Origin of the sequence: Streptomyces monomycini (genome assembly GCF_022271435.1) — a bacterium.
Taxonomy (GTDB): Bacteria; Actinomycetota; Actinomycetes; order Streptomycetales; family Streptomycetaceae; genus Streptomyces; species Streptomyces monomycini.
This window is the reverse complement of record NZ_JAFIQY010000002.1, coordinates 443,605-460,318: the sequence shown is the minus strand read 5'-3', so window position 1 is coordinate 460,318 and position 16,714 is coordinate 443,605. Positions and strand designations below refer to the sequence as shown.

Genomic DNA, 16,714 nt, shown 5'->3' with positions numbered 1-16,714 from the left:
GGGCGGGGCGGACGGCGTACGAGCGGGGCGGACGCGTGAAACGGTGCGCGGGTTGCCTCGTTCGCCCGTGACGGAAACGGTGGGCCGCGCACCCCGCATACGGTTGGCTTTCGCCCATGACGCCCGGTACCTCCACAGCCCCGGCGGCACGTCGCGGAGCGGCGGCCTACTGGCCCGCGAGCAGGGCCGGTTCGCGCGGACCGGGCCGCGCCGCGACCGCCTCCGGGGAAGCCCCTAGGGGGCGAACAAGGGTTGTTCCGTGATTGCGCGCAATGGCAGTTTGTAAACTCGCCCTCAGACCACGCGCACACATATGTACAAGGCTGAGCTCGTCACGCTGGATGCGGCCGACCGGTCCATGGCGCACGTCACATCCGCGAACGCCGAGCGGATGTCCCGGCGTTCGGCAGCCCTTACCGGGGCCCGCCGAGGGCGGGTGACCGTCCCCCTCGACGAAAGGCAGTATTAGCGTCATGACGACTCTCCGTTCCCGGATCATCGCCTGGGCCGGCCGCCTGTATATGGCAAGGACGCGGAAGAAGGGCTTCGATCTGTCTCGGATGTCTTTCTTGCCCGAGTCTGTGTTGATGCCGCTGCGGCGCGACGGGCTGGACCCGGTGGGCGAGCTGGCGACGGTGCGGGAGCGGGAGCCCATCAGCAAGCTGCCGGTGCCGATCGCCGCCAATGTATGGCTGGTCACCGGTTACGACGAGGTCAAGGCCGTCCTGGGCAAGGGCAACGCCTTCAGCTCCGACTTCACCAACCTCATCGGGCAGGCCGGCGCCAGCACCGACCAGAACCCGGGCGGCCTCGGTTTCGCCGACCCGCCGGTGCACACCCGGCTGCGCCGTCTGCTGACGCCCGAATTCACCATGCGCCGCCTCAACCGGCTCACGCCCCGTATCCACGAGATCGTGGAGGAGCGGCTGGACGCCATGGAGAAGGCCGGCGCCGCCGGCGACCCGGTCGACCTGGTGGAGATGTTCGCCCTGCCGATTCCCTCGCTGGTCATCTGCGAACTCCTCGGAGTTCCGTACGAGGACCGCGCGGACTTCGAGCGGCTGAGCGCCGCCCGCTTCGACCTTTTCAGCGGCGCCAACGCGTCGTTCGGCGCCATATCGGAATCGCTCTCGTATTTCCGTGAGGTGGTCAAGAAGCAGCGGCAGAACCCGGGCGACGGCCTGCTCGGCATGATCGTCAAGGAGCACGGCGACTCGGTCAGCGACGAGGAGCTGGCGGGCCTCGCCGACGGCGTGCTGACCGGCGGCTTCGAGACGACCGCGAGCATGCTGGCGCTGGGCGCCCTGGTACTCCTCCAGGACGACTCGCACTTCGCGGCCCTCAAGGACGGCGACGAGGCCGCCGACCGCTACGTGGAGGAGCTGCTGCGCTACCTCACCGTCGTGCAGGTGGCCTTCCCCCGGTTCGCGCGGGAGGACCTGGAGATCGCCGGTGTGCCGATCACCAAGGGTGACGTGGTGCTGTGCTCGCTGAGCGGCGCCGACCGGGACGGCAAGCTGGGGCCCGACATGGAGCGCTTCGATCCGTCCCGCAACGTGCCCTCGCACCTCGCCTTCGGCTACGGCATCCACCGCTGCGTCGGCGCCGAGCTGGCCAAGATGGAGCTGCGCGCCGCCTACCCCGCGCTGGTGCGGCGCTTCCCCGCCATGCGGCTCGCGGTGCGGCCCGAGGAGCTGGCGTTCCGCAAGCTGTCGATCGTGTACGGGATCGAGTCGCTGCCGGTCCGCGTCGACGGCTGAGCCGGGTTTCCCCGCCGCACACCCGCCGTACCGGCGTCTCGGCCGTACCCGCCGTACCGGTATCCCGGCCGTACCCGCCGTATTGCTTCACCCGCTTCACCCGCACGCGCCGGAAGGGCGGAAGCCCCGCCCCTCCGGCGCCATGGGTCGATAATCGATTATCCGTGATAATCGATTATTTGCGACGGCCGGGCGCAAGGCCGGGAGAGGCCGAGGCCCCGGTCGTCGGCCGTTTCCCCTCGCTTCTTCCGCGAAGGCGGAAGCGCTCCGGCCGCCCGCCCCACTCCGGCCGCCCGGATCCACTGAAGGCACCCGGGCTCACCCTGGCCACCCGGGCCCACTCCGGCCACCCGGGTCCACTCCGGCCACCCGGGCTCACTCCGGCCGCAAAGCCACCGGCAGGCTCGTGACGCCGCTCAGCAGGTTGGAGTAGTTGCGGCGGGTGTCGCCGCGCAGCTCCACCGACGCGACGAGCTCGCGCAGGCCGGTCAGCATGGCGGCGATCTCCGCGCGGCCCAGGTAGGCGCCGAGGCAGAAGTGCGGGCCGTACCCGAAGGACAGGTGCTTGTTGGGGGTGCGGTCGAGCAGGAACCGCTCCGGGGCCTCGAAGACCTCCTCGTCCATGTTGGCCGAGTCGTTCCACAGCGTGACGACGTCCCCGGCCTTGATCACCTGCCCCTGCCCGCCGACCGGGACGTCCTCCAAGGCCGTACGGCCGAAGTGCAGCGCGGGCGTCGTCCAGCGCAGGATCTCGTCGACGGCGGTGGCGATGTCCGCCTCGCCGCTCTTCAGGGCCCGCCACTGCGCGGGGTGTTCGACGAGCGCGAGCACTCCGCCGGTCATCGACATCCGGCTGGTCTCGTCACCGCCGATGATCAGGCTGTAGCAGTTGACCACGATCTCGTCCATGGTCAGCGGCCGGCCCTCGATCAGGCCGGTGGCCAGCACACTGACCGCGTCGTCGCCCGGGTTCCGGCGCCGCTCCTCGGCCAGTGTGCCGAAGTACGCGAGGATGTCGTTGCGCGCCTGCCAGGCGGCGACGGGTGACTGGGCCGCGCCGTCGTTGCCGAGGGCCGTCGCGGTCAGCTCCAGCACCTTCGCGCGGTCCGCCTCGGGCACGCCCATCAGGTCGCAGATCGCGGTGAGCGGGATGTCCGCCGCCACGTCCCGGGCGAAGTCGCACTCCTCGCGGGCCATCGCGGCGCGGAGCAGCGCGCGGGTGGACTGCCGGATGTGGTCCACCACGCCTTCCAGTGCGCGCGGCGAGAACGCCTTGAGCAGGATCTTGCGGATGTCGGCGTGCCGCGGCCCGTCCGTCACGGCGGCCATCATGCCCGCGGCGGAATCCCCGCCCATCAGCAGCGTGGTGAGGACATTTCCCTTCTCGGACGTGAACCGCTTGTCGTCCCGGTAGATTTCGGAGACGTCCGCGTGCCGGGAAACGACCCAGAAACCCGGCGCTCCGCCGACGGAAGGGTGCCAGTAGAACGGCTGCGTCCTGCGCAAATGGCGCCAGACCTCGCTCAGGTCGTACTCGGCGTGGGTACGCGGGTCCGTCAGATCCAGCGTCGCTATGTCCCCCGGACTCAGCATGATGCGGCTGGGCATGGATTCCCCCTGCTCCTCAAGGCTCCTCGGCCGGAGTCGCCCAGGCGGCCGCTCCGCATTCGCACAGTAGCAACCCGCCGCGTGGTGACGGGCGTCGTGGCCGGAGTTCTTGGACGTGCTCCGCCGTCACGTTCCGTCTACGCGTTCCGCCGACGCGTTTCCTCGACGCGGTCTGCCGACGTGCTCCGCTGCCGGGCTCCGTTGCCGCGCTCCGTTTCCCCGCATCATGTCCGGCCGACAGGTGCGGTAACAGGTGCGGTTAATCGCCGCGATGCTTTCCCCAGCCTTTTCCGCAGCCTTTCTCGTCACCTGCCCATGCCGGTGCGGCGCCTCCGCGGTGGCCCGCCGCCCCGCACCGGACGGCGAACCGCAGGGCGGTGGAGTCGGAGGCGGATCGAAGGCGGATCGAAGGCGAAGAGGAACGCACCCGGCCTGCGCCCAGCGGCCGTTGCCCCGCGCCGTGCGCCGGTGCCGCCCGCGGGCGGACGGCCTCCGCGCCGTGTCCGCCGGGCGTGCGCCGCCGCGCTGTCCACGCCGTCCGCCCGGCCCCTCCGGCCTGTTCGGCCCACCCGCTCCCGCTTTCGGTTGCTTCGTCCAACTACCCCCTCTGAGCTGGGAGTACGTGATCAGACGCGACGGCATCAGGTGACATTTCGCCATAGAGTGCGCCCCGAAGCGCGTGCTAGCATCCCGGTGTTCGACAGGGCCGGAACAAGGTCGTCAGGATCGTTGGCCGACGGGGGCGCGAATGATGGCAATCGACGAGAGAGCGGACGCGGTGCCGGGCACCGGTGCCCGCTTCGACGGCGCGATCCGGTGTGCGACCGGCCGCCGCACCGCACCACCACGCCGCCCGGCGGCCATCGCCTCGTAGCGGCCCCCGGGCCAGCCCTCTGGACCGGCCTCCGGACCGGCCCTCCCGACCGGATCACCGACAGCCTTCCCTCCCGTGAGCGGACCGTCCCCTGCCCGGAACGGCAGCGGCCGGCACACGCACCCGAGTGCGGCACGGCGGAAAGCGGAAATACGCCGCCCCGTCCCGCACCGTGCGCCCGTCACGGCACGACCATCACTGCGTACCACGGAATGTCGCGCCGGGTCTTTTCCGCGAGAAGAAGACCGAAGCTCTCCCGGCCCGCGGGCGGGACGCGCACCGACTAGGAGCGGAAGCATCCATGACCAGTCACACAAGCCTCGGGCTGCTGGTGGACCAGGCGTTCTACGGCTCCCCGTACCAGGGCAAGGACGCCTGGCGGGCCGCCGCCGAACTGGGCGCCGAATGGATCTGCATCGTCGAAGAAGCGATGGAAATCGCGCCGGAACGGCTGCTGCAATTCCGCGACGACGCCGACGCGGTGGGTCTGCCCATCAGCTTGACGGCCTGTCACGCATTCGGCCTCAGTGATTTCCGCGACGTCGTACGGGAATTCCACCTCAAGCGCGCCGAAGCCCATGTCGACCTCACCAGGGAACTGGGCGGCGAGGTCATGAAACTGCTCCTCGGCGACTGGTTCTGGCGCGCCATGTGGCCCGAGGAGGCGCAGTGGCAGCTGCTCGCCGCCTCGGTCCGGCGGCTGGCCGACTACGCCGAGGCGCGCGGCATCGCGCTCAGCGTCAAGCCCGAGCCGATGGAGACCTCCCTGGTCACCGACGTCGACGACCTCGTACGGCTGCTGGACGACGTCGCCTCCCCGGCCCTCCAGGCCAACATCGACGTCTCCCACCTCGTCGTCGCCGGGGTGGCCGCCTCCGAGGTGGGCCGGCTGCCCGGCCGGGTCAACAGCGTCGACTACTCCGACTCCAACGGCACGTACCACGAGCACCTGGTGCCGGGCGAGGGCGTCGCGGACATGGCCGCCTTCACCGACCAGCTGCTCGCCGTCGACGCCGCCTGGGTCGGCGTCGAGGTCGGCCCGTTCGCCGACCCGGAGAACGCCTACGACAAGGTCGGCCGGGCGATGGCCCGGGCCCGCGACTTCTTCGACACCGCGGCGGCGCGGCGTGTCTGAACCCGAAACCCTCCCGGAGGCCCCCGTGGCGAACCCCGAAGACAGCGCGTCCATACCCGCGGACGCCAACGCGAACCCGAACCCGAACGCGGACCCGGACCCGCTCCAGCTCGTCCGCCGGGCGTGGCAGGACGTCCTGGGCACCGACGAGGTGCCCCTGGACACCGGCTTCTTCGAAGCGGGCGGCAACTCGATGCTGCTGGTGATGCTCAGTGACGAGCTGTCCGACCAGACCGGGCGCGAGCTGGAGGTCGCCGAGCTGTTCCGGCACGACACGGTGCGCGCCCAGGCCCGGCTGCTGGACCCGTCGTACGAGCCCGCGGCGCCGGCCCCCGCCGCGGCGGCCCCGGCCGGCCGCGGACGGCTGCTCGGCAGTGCCCGCCGCGGCCGTACGGACACCGTGCCCGCGACCGGCCCGCAGCAGCCGGAAGGGTCCGCCGCGCGATGAACAGCGAGACCGCCGTAGCGGTGGTGGGCGTCGGCTGCCGGTTCCCGGAGGCCGCCACCCCGGAGGAGTTCTGGAGCAACCTCGACAAGGGCGTGGTCTCGCTGCGCGACATCCCCGCCGAGGATCTGCGCCGCTGCGGTGTGTCCCCGGAGGCGGCCGCCGCGCCGGGCTTCGTGACCCGGTCCGGCTGGATCGAGGACCCGGAGCTGTTCGCCGCCGAGTTCTTCGGCTGCACCCCCCGTCGAGGCCGAGCTGATCGACCCGCAGCAGCGCCTCTTCCTGGAGGCCTGCCGGGACGGTCTGGAGCGGGCCGGCCACCTGCCGAACGGTGAGCACGGACCGCAGGTCGGCGTGTTCGCCGGGGCGAGCAACAGCTCGTACAACACCCTGCTCCAGTACGCCCGCGCCCGTACGGAAGGCCCCGCCGCCTTCGACGACCTGGCCACCCAGCTGGGCGGCGGCATCGACTTCATGGCCCCCCGGGTCTCTTACAAGCTCGGCCTGCGCGGCCCGTCCCTGGCCGTGCAGACCGCCTGCTCCTCCTCGCTGACCGCCGTGCACTACGCGGTCCTGAGCCTGCTGTCGGAGGAGTGCGACATCGCCCTGGCGGGCGGCAGCGGACTGTCGTACCCGTCCGTCGGCTACCAGTACCAGCCCGGCGGCGTGCTCTCCGAGGACGGCTTCTGCCGCGCCTTCGACATCCGCTCCACGGGCACGGGCGCGGGCTCCGGCATCGGCGTCGTCGTCCTGCGCCGCCTCGCCGACGCGCTCGCCGACGGCGACCCGGTCCTCGCGGTGATCGGCGGCAGCGCGGTCGGCAACGACGGCGCCCGCCGGCCCGGCTTCACCGCGCCCAGTCCGGACGGCCTGGCCTCGGTCGTCGCCGCCGCGCTCACGGTGGCCGGGACCGACCCGGCGGACCTGCGCTACGCCGAGGCGCACGGCTCCGGCACACCCCTCGGCGACCAGGTCGAACTGCGCGGCCTCATCGACGGCCTGCGCGCGGCGGGCGCCCGTGCGTCCGACCGCGACCACTGCGCGCTCGGCACGGTCAAGGCGAACATCGGGCACGCCGGGTCGGCCGCCGGCATCGCCGGGCTGATCAAGGCGATCCACGTCGTGCGCACCGGCCATCTGGTGCCGCACCCGATGTTCGAGCACGCCCGGGACCCCGGTGTCCTCGCGGACAGCCCCTTCCGCGTCCCCACCGAGCTGGAACGGTGCACCGACGCCGGCCGCCGGGTGCTGGTGAACTCCATGGGCCTGGGCGGTGCCAACGCCTCCGTCGTCCTCGCCCCGCCGCCGGAGCCGGTGCGCCCGTCCGCGCCCGCCCGGCCCGTCGTACGGCTCCAGCTCTCCGCCCGGACCCGTACCGAACTCGACGCGCTCTCCCGCCGTCTGGCCGACGAGATCGACCAGGACCGGACCGCGGCCGGGGACATCGCCCACACCCTGCGCGTCGGACGGCAGGACTTCGCGGAGCGCCGGGTCGTCACAGCGGCCCCCGACCGGCTGTCCGCCGCCCTGCGCCTGCCCCGGCCGCCCGCCGCCCGTACGGTCCGCGCCGGAACGCGCCGCCCCGTCCTGGCCGTCACGGCGGACGGCGAGCGCGCGGAGGCGCTGCGCACCGCGCTGCTGGCGGCCCTCGGCAGCCGTACCGAGCAGCACGACACCGTGCCCGCCGCGCTGCCCGCCGACGCCTACCTGATCGTCGTCGGCGAGGGGGAGAGCGGCCCCGGGCGGTACGTGATCCCGGCAGCGGACGGCGCCGATCCCGGCGACCGGATCGCCGCGGCCCTCGCGGACGCCTGGCTGCACGGCGTCCCGGTGGACGCCCGAGCGCTCGACGACGGCACCGGCCGCCGCGTCCCGCTGCCCACGTACCCGTACACCCGGCGCCGCTGCTCGGCGCTGGACGACTCGGTGTTCGAGGTGCCGGGCGCCGCTCGGCAGGAGCCCGCCCGGCCGAGCGCGCCCGCCGCCGCGCCCACCGGCCTGGAAGGCGAACTGATCGCCCTCTGGGAGGAACTGTTCGGCACCGAAGGCATCGGCCCGCACGACACCTTCGGCGCCCTCGGCGGCACGTCCCTGCTCGGCCTGCGGATGACCCTGGAGGTGCAGGAGCGGTACGGGATGCTCCTCAACCTGCACCGCACCGGCGGCAGCCGGGCCACCGTCGCCCGCGTCGCCGAAGCGATCCGCGGCGCGTCGGACCGTACGGGCGGAGTGTCGGACCGTACGGACGGCGGACCCGCCGAGGCGGCGGGCGCCGCGCGGGACGCCGCCCTCATCGACGCCGACCTGGCCCTCGACCTCCCGCCCCTGGCCCCGCGGAAAACCCCGCCCGGCACCGACGTGCTGCTCACCGGCGCCACCGGCTTCGTCGGCGCCTTCCTGCTGCACGAACTCCTCCAGGACCCCGGCCACCGCGACAGCCGCGTCTACTGCCTGGTCCGCGCCGACGACGAGGACCACGGCCGCCGGCGCCTGCGCGAGGCCGCCGCCCGCTTCCGGCTCCCCGAGCCCGACCCGGGGCGCGTCCACGTCGTCCCCGGCGACCTGCGGGACATCGACGAGGTGTGCGAGACCTACCGCGACGGCGAACTGGCCCGCCGCACCGGCCACGTCGTGCACTGCGGCGCCCACGTCGTCTTCACCGAGCCGTACGAGGTGCTGCGCCCGGCCAACACCCTGGCCACGTACCACCTCCTCGGCTGGATGCGCCGCCACGGCATCACCGACATCAGCTACATCTCCACCCTCGCCGCCTGCGGCCAGGCCCTCGGCTCCGAAGGCCGGACGCTGGAGCGCCGGGAGCAGCCCCTGGACCCCGAGGCCGGCGGTTACGGCATCTCCAAGTGGGTCAGCGAACGCCTCCTGGACAAGGCCGAACGGGACGGGATGCGGGTCCGGGTCTTCCGGCCCGGTCTGATCGGCGGCGACACCACCACCGGCGCCTGCAACGACCTGGACATGCTCTGGCGTCTGGTGGCCGCGTGCCTGGCCGTCGGCGCCCACCCGGCAGACGACATGCCGCTGCCGGTGGCGCCCATCGACCTGGTGGCCCGCGCGATCGTCCAGCTCGGCCGGGAGCCCGGCTCCGCGGGCCGCGCCTACCACCTGGTCGGCGAGGAGGCCACCACGTTCGCCGCGCTCTTCGCCGAACTGGGCACGCTCGGGGCGCCGACCCGCCCCGTCCCGGTCGCGGAGTGGGCGCGGCTGGCCGGCCGGCGGGCGCTGGAGACCGGCGACCCGGTGCTCTCCACCATGGCCCTGTACGAGACCCACGACCTGGACACGCCGCGGGTGGACGTGGAAGCCCGGCTGTGGGGGGAGTGGCTGCGCGAGCACGGCCTGGACCCCCGCCTGGACGGCGGACGGGCCTTGCAGGCCCTGCGCCACCTCGCCGCGCATCCCACCTTCGCGGCCCTGTTGACCGATGTGACGGAAGGTGCCTGACCCAGTGACCACCGACGGGACCACCGATGCGACGACGGCCACGGCAGCTACGACAGCCACGGCAGCGTCGGCAGTGACGGCACCAGCGGCAGACGGGACGACGACGGACGACGGACGGGGCGACGGCCGGCTGGCCGTCGTCGGCGCCGGGGTCATGGGCACCGCGCTGGCCACTCTCGCCGTGGGCTGCGGCCTCCCGGTCCTCCTGATCGACGTCTCCGAGGCGCAGCTGGAGCGCGCCCGCGCCACGGTGCGCCAGCAGCTGCGGCACGCCCGGCTGCTGGGCAAGCTGCCCAAGGGCCCGGACGGCGAGCTGACGCTGAGCACCTCGTACGAGCGGCTGGACACCGCGGCGGCCGTCGTCGAGGCGGTCACCGAGACCACCGACGCCAAGGTGAAGGCGCTCGGCGCGATCTCGGCGGCGGTCCGCCCCGGCACGCTGATCGCCTCCAACACCTCGGCCGTACCGGTCGACGAGCTGGCGGGCTACACCCAGCACCCCGAGGACGTCGTCGGCACCCACTTCATGAACCCGCCCTACCTGATCCGGGCGGTCGAGGTGATCCGCGGCCCGCGCACCGGCGAAGCGGCGATGGGGGCGCTGGACCGGCTGCTGACCGCGCTGGACCGGGAGGTCATCGTCGTCGGCGACGGCCCCGGCTTCGTCTCCAACCGCATCCTGATGCGGGTGATCAACGACGCGGCCCGGCTCGTCGCCGAGGGCCGCGCCGCCGCCGAGAACGTGGACCGTGTCTTCACCGGCTGCTTCGGGCACCGTACGGGGCCGCTGGCCACCGCGGACCTGATCGGCCTGGACAACATCGTCGACACCCTCAAGGTGCTGCACGACCGCACCGGCGACGACGGATACCTCGCCTGCGACCTGCTCCTGGAGAAGGTGCGGGCCGGGGACTTCGGCCACAAGACCGGCAACGGCTTCTACTCCTACGGAGGAACGCGCGCATGACCACCGTCGACAACCAGGCCGACGCGGCGACCGGACCCGGCGCCGGGGACGTCCAGCAGCGCCTGGTGGCGTTCCTCGGCTCCCGTACCGGTGGCGACTGGGACCTGGACCGGGACCTGTTCGCCTCCGGGGCGTTCTCCTCGCTGTTCTCCCTGGAACTGCTCCAGCACGTCGAGCAGGAGTTCCAGGTCACCGTCGAGGGCGACGACCTGACCCTGGACAACTTCCGTACCGTGCCCGCCATCACCGCGCTGGTCCAGCGGCTGCGCGGCGACGGAGCGGCGGGGCGGTGACGGCGCAGGCGACCGCGGACGCCCGGGCCGCGCTCGGCGATCTCGTCGGCGACCGCGCCGAGGAGTGGGACCTGGCCGGCCGGATTCCCGCGGAGACGGTACGGGAGGCGTCCCGGCGCGGCCTGCTGTGCGCCCAGGTCGCCGCGGAGCACGGCGGCCTGGGTCTGGACAGCCGGGCCAACGGCGAACTGACCGCGCACGCCGGTTCCCTGTGCAGCTCCCTGCGGTCCCTGATGACCTCGCAGGGCATGGCCGCCTGGACCGTGCAGCGCTTCGGCACCGCCGTGCAGCGCGGCACGTTCCTGCCCCGGCTCACCGGGGGAGAGACGGCCGGGGTCGCGTTCTCCGAGAGCGGCGCGGGCAGCGACCTGTCGGCGATGCGCACGGAGATCCGCCGGGACGGCGACACCGTGCACGTCACCGGCGCGAAGGTCTGGGTGACCGGCGCCGCCTACGCGAGTCTGCTGGTGGTCTTCGGGACCTACGGGGACGGGGCCGCCGTCGTCGTGGTGCCCGCCGACGCCCCGGGCGTACGGATCGAGCGGGTGCCGGACCCGATGGGCTGCCGGGCCGCCGGCCACGCCGACGTGCACCTCGACGGCGTCCGCGTACCGGCCGATCATCTGCTGTCCGGCGCCGGCCTGCCGGTCGCCCTGCTCGCCACCGCCGCGCTCACCTACGGGCGGCTCTCGGTCGCCTGGGGCTGCGCGGGAATCCTGCGCGCGTGCCTGGACAGCACGGCGGCGCACACCCGTACCCGGGAGCAGTTCGGCAAGCCGCTCGCCGACCACCAGCTCGTCGCCCGGCACCTGGCCGAACTCGCCGTCGCCGAGCAGGTCACGCTCCGCTGCTGCGAGCACGCCAGCGCCTGCTGGGACGAGAACCGGCCGGAGCTGGGCACCCAGGCCGTCGTCGCCAAGTACGTCGCCTCCCGGGAAGCCACCCGGGGCGCCGCCACGGCCGTCCAGGTGCTGGCCTCCCGCGGCGCCCGCGACGGCCACCCGGTGGCGCGGGCCTACCGCGACGCCAAGCTCATGGAGATCATCGAGGGCAGCACGGAGATCAGCCAGCTGCTCCTCGCGGACCACGTACGGACGGGCCGGGGATGACGACGACGGACACGGGCAGCGGCGCGGACACGGCCATCGGGGTGGGGGCGGTGCACTGCCTCCTGCCCGACGAGCTGATACCCGTCGACAAGCTGGACGAGATCGGTCAACTCGCGCGTGAAGAAGCGGAGTTCGCGCGAGACTGCGGTATCCGTACGGTCGGTCGCTTCGACGAGGGGGTGACGGTCGCCGGACTCGCCGCGCAAGCCGTGCGCGAACTGCGCGCGACGGACCCGGCCGCCCCGGACCCCGACGTCCTGGTGGTCGTCGGCGCCCGCGCCCCCGAGGTGCTGCTCGGCTCCGGCTCCGGCCACGTCGCGCACGAGGCCGGACTCAGCTCCGCGTTCTCCTTCGTCCTGGACGGCCTGGGCTGCACGGGCTCCAGTGCGGCCTGGTCCCTGGCCAGGGACCTCCTCGTTGCCGACCCGGCCCGGCAGTCGGTGATGATCACGCACGCCAGCCGCCCGGTCGCCCTGGACCGGGTGCGCCACCCGGTCACCGTCGTCGGCGACGGCGCCTTCGCCATGACCCTGGTGCGCGGCGGCCGCCCCGTACTGCGCGCCCACCGCCAGCACACCGACGGCCGGTTCCACGACCTCCTCCAGGTCGACTACAGGAACGCCCCCTGGTACGAGTGGCGCGAGGAGGTCAGCTCCGCCGACCGCTACCGCTTCGAACTGGCCCTGCACAGCCAGCAGCACCTCAAGCGCCTGGTCGGGCAGGTGCTGGACGACGCGGGCGTGGAGCGGCAGCGGATCGCCGCCACCCTCATGCAGAACGTCACCGCGCCGGCCTTCCAGTTCTACGAGACCCTGCTCGGCCTGCCCGTCCACCCGGTGTGCACCGAAAACCTCCAGGCGTACGGCCACACCGGCGCCATGGACGTGGTGCTCAACCTGGACCGCCTGCTGGCCCGCGGCGAACTGGCCCCCGGCGACCTCGTCCTCGTCCTGAACAACAGCCCCGTCGCGGCCTGGGCCGTGACCCTCTGGGAGGTATGACCGGCATGGCGGCCACCGAGACGGCGGAGACCGGCACCCCCACGGACGCGGCGGAGACCGCCGTACGTCCCGCGGTGAAGTGCCTGGTCTGGGACCTGGACAACACCCTGTGGCGCGGCACCCTGCTGGAGCACGACGAACTCGTGCTGCGGCCCGGTGTCCTGGAGACGCTGAAGGCCCTGGACGAGCGCGGCATCCTCCAGTCGGTGGCCAGCCGCAACGAGTACGACGACGCCTGGGCGAAGCTGGAAAGCCTCGGCGTCGCCGACTACTTCGTCCTGCCGCACATCGGCTGGGGCCGCAAGTCCGACGCCGTACGCGCCGTCGCCGAGCAGCTGAACTTCGCGCAGAACACCCTCGCGTTCATCGACGACCAGCACACCGAACGCGCTGAGGTCGCCTACCACCTGCCGGACGTGCGCTGCTACGACGCGCCCGAGGCGGCCGGACTGCCGGACCTGCCCGACTTCACACCCACCGTCACGAGCGACGCACGCCGCCGCCGGGCCATGTACCAGGAGAAGTTCCGGCGCGAGGCCGCCCAGAGCGAGTTCAACGGCCCGGACGAGGACTTCCTGCGCACCCTGGACATGCGGATGTCCATCGCCCGCGCCGACGAGGGCGACCTCGCGCGCGTCGAGGAACTGACCCTGCGCACCAGCCAGATGAACGCCACCGGCGTGCACTACTCCGACGCCGACCTGCGCGCCCTGCTCACGGACCCGGACCACGAGGTGCTGATCACCACCGTCGAGGACCGCTTCGGCTCGCACGGCGCGGTCGGCGTGGTCCTGCTGGAGCGGCAGCCGGGCCGCTGGCGCCTGAAGCTGCTCGCCACCTCCTGCCGGGTCGTCAACTTCGGTATCGGTACGCAGCTGCTGCGCTGGACCGCCGACCAGGCCACCCGGGCCGGAGTGCACCTGGAGGCCGACTTCCGGCGCACCGACCGCAACCGGATCATGGAGGTCGCCTACCGGTTCGCTGGGTTCAACTCGAAGCCGTGCGCGTGCCAGGAGGACGGGCGGGAGGCGGCTGCCGACGCTCCGGCGGACGTCCAGCGCCTGCACCTCGTCCCGCAGCGGCAGGCCGCACCGACGACCCTGACCGTCACCGGCCCCGTCCTGTGGTCCGGCGACGGCACCGGGAAGCCGTGGGCATGACGGGCGGGGCCGCGACGGGCACCGGCCGGAGCGCCTTCGGGAGGCTGTGGGCGTCCACCGCGGTCTCCGCGCTGGGGGACGGCGTACGGCTGACCGCCCTGCCGCTGCTCGCCCTCTCGCTCACCACCGACCCGCTGCTGATCTCCCTGGTGACGGTCGCCAACTGGCTGCCGCTGCTGCTGTCGCCGCTGGCCGGTGTCTGGGCGGACCTGGCCGACCGGCGCGCGCTGCTGATCGGTGTCGACCTGATGCGCGCGGCGGCGGTCCTGGTCCTCACGCTGACGGTGGTCACCGGCGTGGTGAGCCTGCCGGTGGTCTGCGCGGTGGCGGCGGTGCTCGGGCTGGGGGAGACGGTGCACATCGTCGCGTCCCAGTCGTACCTGCCGATGGTGGTGGAGACCTCCCGGCTCGCCGCCGCCAACGGGCGGCTGCACGTCGCCCAGCTGATCTTCCGCGACTCCGCCGGGCAGCCGCTCGGCAGTCTCGCCTTCGTCGCCGGGGCGGGCCTGCCCTTCCTGATCGACGGGGTCTCGTTCCTGTTCGGCGTGGCCCTGCTGGTCACCCTCCCGCGCTTTCCCGGGCCGCCCGCGGGCCGTAGGGAGCCGGGTGCCGCGCCGCGCTGGCGCACCATGATCCTGGACGGCGTACGACTGCTCCGCGCCGACCGGCTGCTGGCCACCCTGGCGGGCATGCTCGGCGCGCTGAACTTCTTCATGGGCGTCACCGGAACGCTCGAAGTCCTCTACGTCGTGCGCTGGCTCGGCCTGCCGGAAGCCGCCTTCGGCGTGTTCCTGGCCGTCGGCGCCCTCGGCGGCATCGTCGGCGGACTGCTCAACGCGCGCTTGGCGGCCCGGTTCGGTACGTTCCCGGCGGCGCTCGGCGGCATGGTCCTGATGGGCGTCGCGATGCTGCTGACCGGCCTGGTGCACCACGCGGTCGTCGCGGCCGCCGGTTTCGCGCTGATGGCGCTCGGCGCCGCCGTCTACCAGGCGCTGACCGTCTCCTTCCGCCAGGCCACCACCCCGCCCGACCAGCTCGGCCGCCTCAACGGCGTCTACCGGCTGGTGGGCACCGGCACCATCCCGCTGGGCGCGCTGGCGGGCGGCGCGCTCGCCAAGGCGGTCGAGGTCAACGTCCCGTACACGGCCGCCGGAGCCGCTGTGCTGCTGCTGTTCGCGGTGGTCGCGCGCCCGGTCGTCCGCATGGGGACGGTGCAGGAGCGGCGGGCCGGAGCCCCGGACGCACCGGCCGAGGCCGCCTCGTGAACCGCCCGCCCGCCGACGGCACCACCCCCGCCCCGCTCACCGAGGACCCCGTACGCCAGGAGCCCGCCTTGGAAGACCGCACCCTCTACCAGTGGTTCGCCGACTCGGCCCGCCGGTGGCCGGACGCCCCGGCCCTCGAAGTGGGCGAGCAGACCCTGAGCTACGGCGAACTGCACCGCCGGGTGCTGGCCCTGGCGGCCCGCGTCCTCGACGAGCAGCCCGCAGGCGGCGGTCCCGCCCGCCCACCCGCCCGGATCGCGCTGATCGCCACCCGGACCGTGGCCGCGTACGTGGCGTACCTGGCCGTACAGCGCCTCGGCTCCTCCGCCGTCCCCCTCAACGCCGACCATCCGCTGCCCCGCAACGTGGACATCGCGCGCCGCGCCGGGGTCGGAGCCGTCCTCGTCGGCGCGGAGCACCGCGACACGTTCGCCGGGCTGCCCGCGGACTTCCGGCCGCCGGTGACCGTCGTACCGGACGACGCCGACGACCTCCCTGAGCCGCCCGCCGGCGCCCTGCCCGCCCACCCCGGCGACCCGGAGGCCGAGGCGTACCTGCTGTTCACCTCCGGCTCCACCGGCCGCCCCAAGGGCGTGCCCGTCCGCCACCGCAACGTCTCCCCGTACGTGGCGTACAACATCGCCCGCTACGAGGCGGGCCCCGGCTGCCGCATGTCGCAGACCTTCGGCCTGACCTTCGACCCGTCCGTGTACGACCTGTTCGTCGCATGGGGCTCCGGCGCCACCGTCGTCGTACCGGACAAGGACGAGCTGTACCGGCCCGTGGACTACGTGGTGCGCCGCCGCCTCACCCACTGGTTCTCCGTACCGTCGCTGGTCACCACCGCCGAGCGCTACGGCAACCTGCCGCTCGGCCGCGTCACCACGCTGCGCCACAGCTGCTTCAGCGCGGAGCCGGTCACCGCGCAACTGACCGCGCGCTGGCACGAAGCCGCGCCCGGCAGCCGCATCCACAACCTGTACGGGCCGACCGAACTGACCATCACCTGCACCGACCACGAACTCGCCGACGGTGGAGCCGCCGCGGCGGGCAGTGCCAACGGAACGGTGCCCATCGGGCAGCCCTACCCGCACATGGAAGCGGTCCTCCTGGACGGGGCAGGACAGCCCTGCGACGACGGCGAACTGTGCGTACGCGGCGCCCAGCGCTTCGACGGCTACCTGGACCCGGCCGACAACGCCGGGCGCTTCGTCCGGTACGAGCCCGGCGCGCCCGCCGTCCCGTACGACGGCACCGGACCGCTCACCCGCGACCACTGGTACCGCACCGGCGACCGGGTGCGCCGCGAGGACGGCCGGCTGGTGCACCGCGGCCGGCTGGACAACCAGGTCAAGATCATGGGGCACCGGGTGGAGCTGGGCGAGGTGGAGGCCGCGATGCGGCGCCACCCCGAGGTGACCGAGGCGGCCGTGGTGGCCGTCACGGTCAAGGACGAGGTGCGCCTGCTGGCCGCCTACCTGGGCAAGGAGATGCGGGCGCGCGAGTTCAGCCACTGGCTGCGGCAGCACGTGCCGCTGCACATGGTGCCGCGCCGCATCCGGCGCCTGGAGGAGCTGCCGCACAACGACAACGGCAAGCTCAACCGGCAGCGGCTCGCCGAGCTGCTGGCGTGAG

General features: G+C 73.2%; 14 protein-coding genes. 13 read left to right on the top strand and 1 reads right to left on the bottom strand.

Translation table 11 applies throughout. The annotated features are described in order from the left end of the window. Window positions 1-521: 521 nt before the first annotated feature. Window positions 522-1,760: a cytochrome P450 gene (locus JXZ78_RS04575; RefSeq protein ID WP_208870202.1), complete on the top strand. Its 1,239-nt coding sequence runs from the start codon at window positions 522-524 to the stop codon at window positions 1,758-1,760. A 375-nt stretch (window positions 1,761-2,135) separates the two neighbouring features. On the opposite strand, the gene JXZ78_RS04570 is transcribed toward JXZ78_RS04575, so the two are convergent. Next, window positions 2,136-3,368: a cytochrome P450 gene (locus JXZ78_RS04570; RefSeq protein WP_050502793.1), complete on the bottom strand. Its 1,233-nt coding sequence runs from the start codon at window positions 3,366-3,368 to the stop codon at window positions 2,136-2,138. A gap of 748 nt (window positions 3,369-4,116) precedes the next feature. Here JXZ78_RS04570 and JXZ78_RS40130 point away from each other — a divergent pair. From JXZ78_RS40130 to JXZ78_RS04515, 12 genes are all read left to right on the top strand, one after another. Next, a complete protein-coding gene (locus JXZ78_RS40130) occupies window positions 4,117-4,242 on the top strand; it encodes a hypothetical protein (RefSeq protein WP_275127406.1) in 126 nt (41 codons plus the stop codon). Between the two features lie 301 nt (window positions 4,243-4,543). After that, the gene (locus JXZ78_RS04565) at window positions 4,544-5,377 is read left to right on the top strand and encodes a sugar phosphate isomerase/epimerase family protein (RefSeq protein WP_030022582.1); all 834 of its coding nucleotides are present in this window, start codon (window positions 4,544-4,546) and stop codon (window positions 5,375-5,377) included. A gap of 25 nt (window positions 5,378-5,402) precedes the next feature. Continuing rightward, window positions 5,403-5,825 (top strand): acyl carrier protein, encoded by a 423-nt coding sequence (locus tag JXZ78_RS04560; protein WP_063726140.1) that lies wholly within the window; start codon window positions 5,403-5,405, stop codon window positions 5,823-5,825. Next, window positions 5,822-6,157 (top strand): beta-ketoacyl synthase N-terminal-like domain-containing protein, encoded by a 336-nt coding sequence (locus JXZ78_RS04555; RefSeq protein ID WP_050502792.1) that lies wholly within the window; start codon window positions 5,822-5,824, stop codon window positions 6,155-6,157. Before JXZ78_RS04560 ends, JXZ78_RS04555 begins: the two co-directional genes overlap by 4 nt. Beyond that, entirely contained in the window at window positions 6,078-9,284 is a 3,207-nt protein-coding gene (locus JXZ78_RS04550; protein WP_275127467.1) for a thioester reductase domain-containing protein, read from the top strand. The genes JXZ78_RS04555 and JXZ78_RS04550 overlap by 80 nt, the downstream gene beginning before the upstream one ends. A gap of 73 nt (window positions 9,285-9,357) precedes the next feature. Continuing rightward, window positions 9,358-10,251: a 3-hydroxyacyl-CoA dehydrogenase family protein gene (locus JXZ78_RS04545; RefSeq protein WP_030022580.1), complete on the top strand. Its 894-nt coding sequence runs from the start codon at window positions 9,358-9,360 to the stop codon at window positions 10,249-10,251. After that, window positions 10,248-10,544 (top strand): acyl carrier protein, encoded by a 297-nt coding sequence (locus tag JXZ78_RS04540; protein ID WP_033038942.1) that lies wholly within the window; start codon window positions 10,248-10,250, stop codon window positions 10,542-10,544. Before JXZ78_RS04545 ends, JXZ78_RS04540 begins: the two co-directional genes overlap by 4 nt. Next, window positions 10,541-11,653: an acyl-CoA dehydrogenase family protein gene (locus JXZ78_RS04535; RefSeq protein WP_030022578.1), complete on the top strand. Its 1,113-nt coding sequence runs from the start codon at window positions 10,541-10,543 to the stop codon at window positions 11,651-11,653. The genes JXZ78_RS04540 and JXZ78_RS04535 overlap by 4 nt, the downstream gene beginning before the upstream one ends. After that, window positions 11,650-12,654, top strand: a complete 1,005-nt coding sequence (locus JXZ78_RS04530) for a 3-oxoacyl-[acyl-carrier-protein] synthase III C-terminal domain-containing protein (protein ID WP_030022577.1) — start codon at window positions 11,650-11,652, stop codon at window positions 12,652-12,654. Before JXZ78_RS04535 ends, JXZ78_RS04530 begins: the two co-directional genes overlap by 4 nt. After that, a complete protein-coding gene (locus JXZ78_RS04525; protein ID WP_030022576.1) occupies window positions 12,651-13,814 on the top strand; it encodes an HAD-IIIC family phosphatase in 1,164 nt (387 codons plus the stop codon). The genes JXZ78_RS04530 and JXZ78_RS04525 overlap by 4 nt, the downstream gene beginning before the upstream one ends. Continuing rightward, window positions 13,811-15,079 (top strand): MFS transporter, encoded by a 1,269-nt coding sequence (locus JXZ78_RS04520; protein WP_030022575.1) that lies wholly within the window; start codon window positions 13,811-13,813, stop codon window positions 15,077-15,079. The genes JXZ78_RS04525 and JXZ78_RS04520 overlap by 4 nt, the downstream gene beginning before the upstream one ends. Next, a complete protein-coding gene (locus JXZ78_RS04515) occupies window positions 15,076-16,713 on the top strand; it encodes an amino acid adenylation domain-containing protein (RefSeq protein WP_238782658.1) in 1,638 nt (545 codons plus the stop codon). The genes JXZ78_RS04520 and JXZ78_RS04515 overlap by 4 nt, the downstream gene beginning before the upstream one ends. Window position 16,714 lies beyond the last annotated feature (1 nt).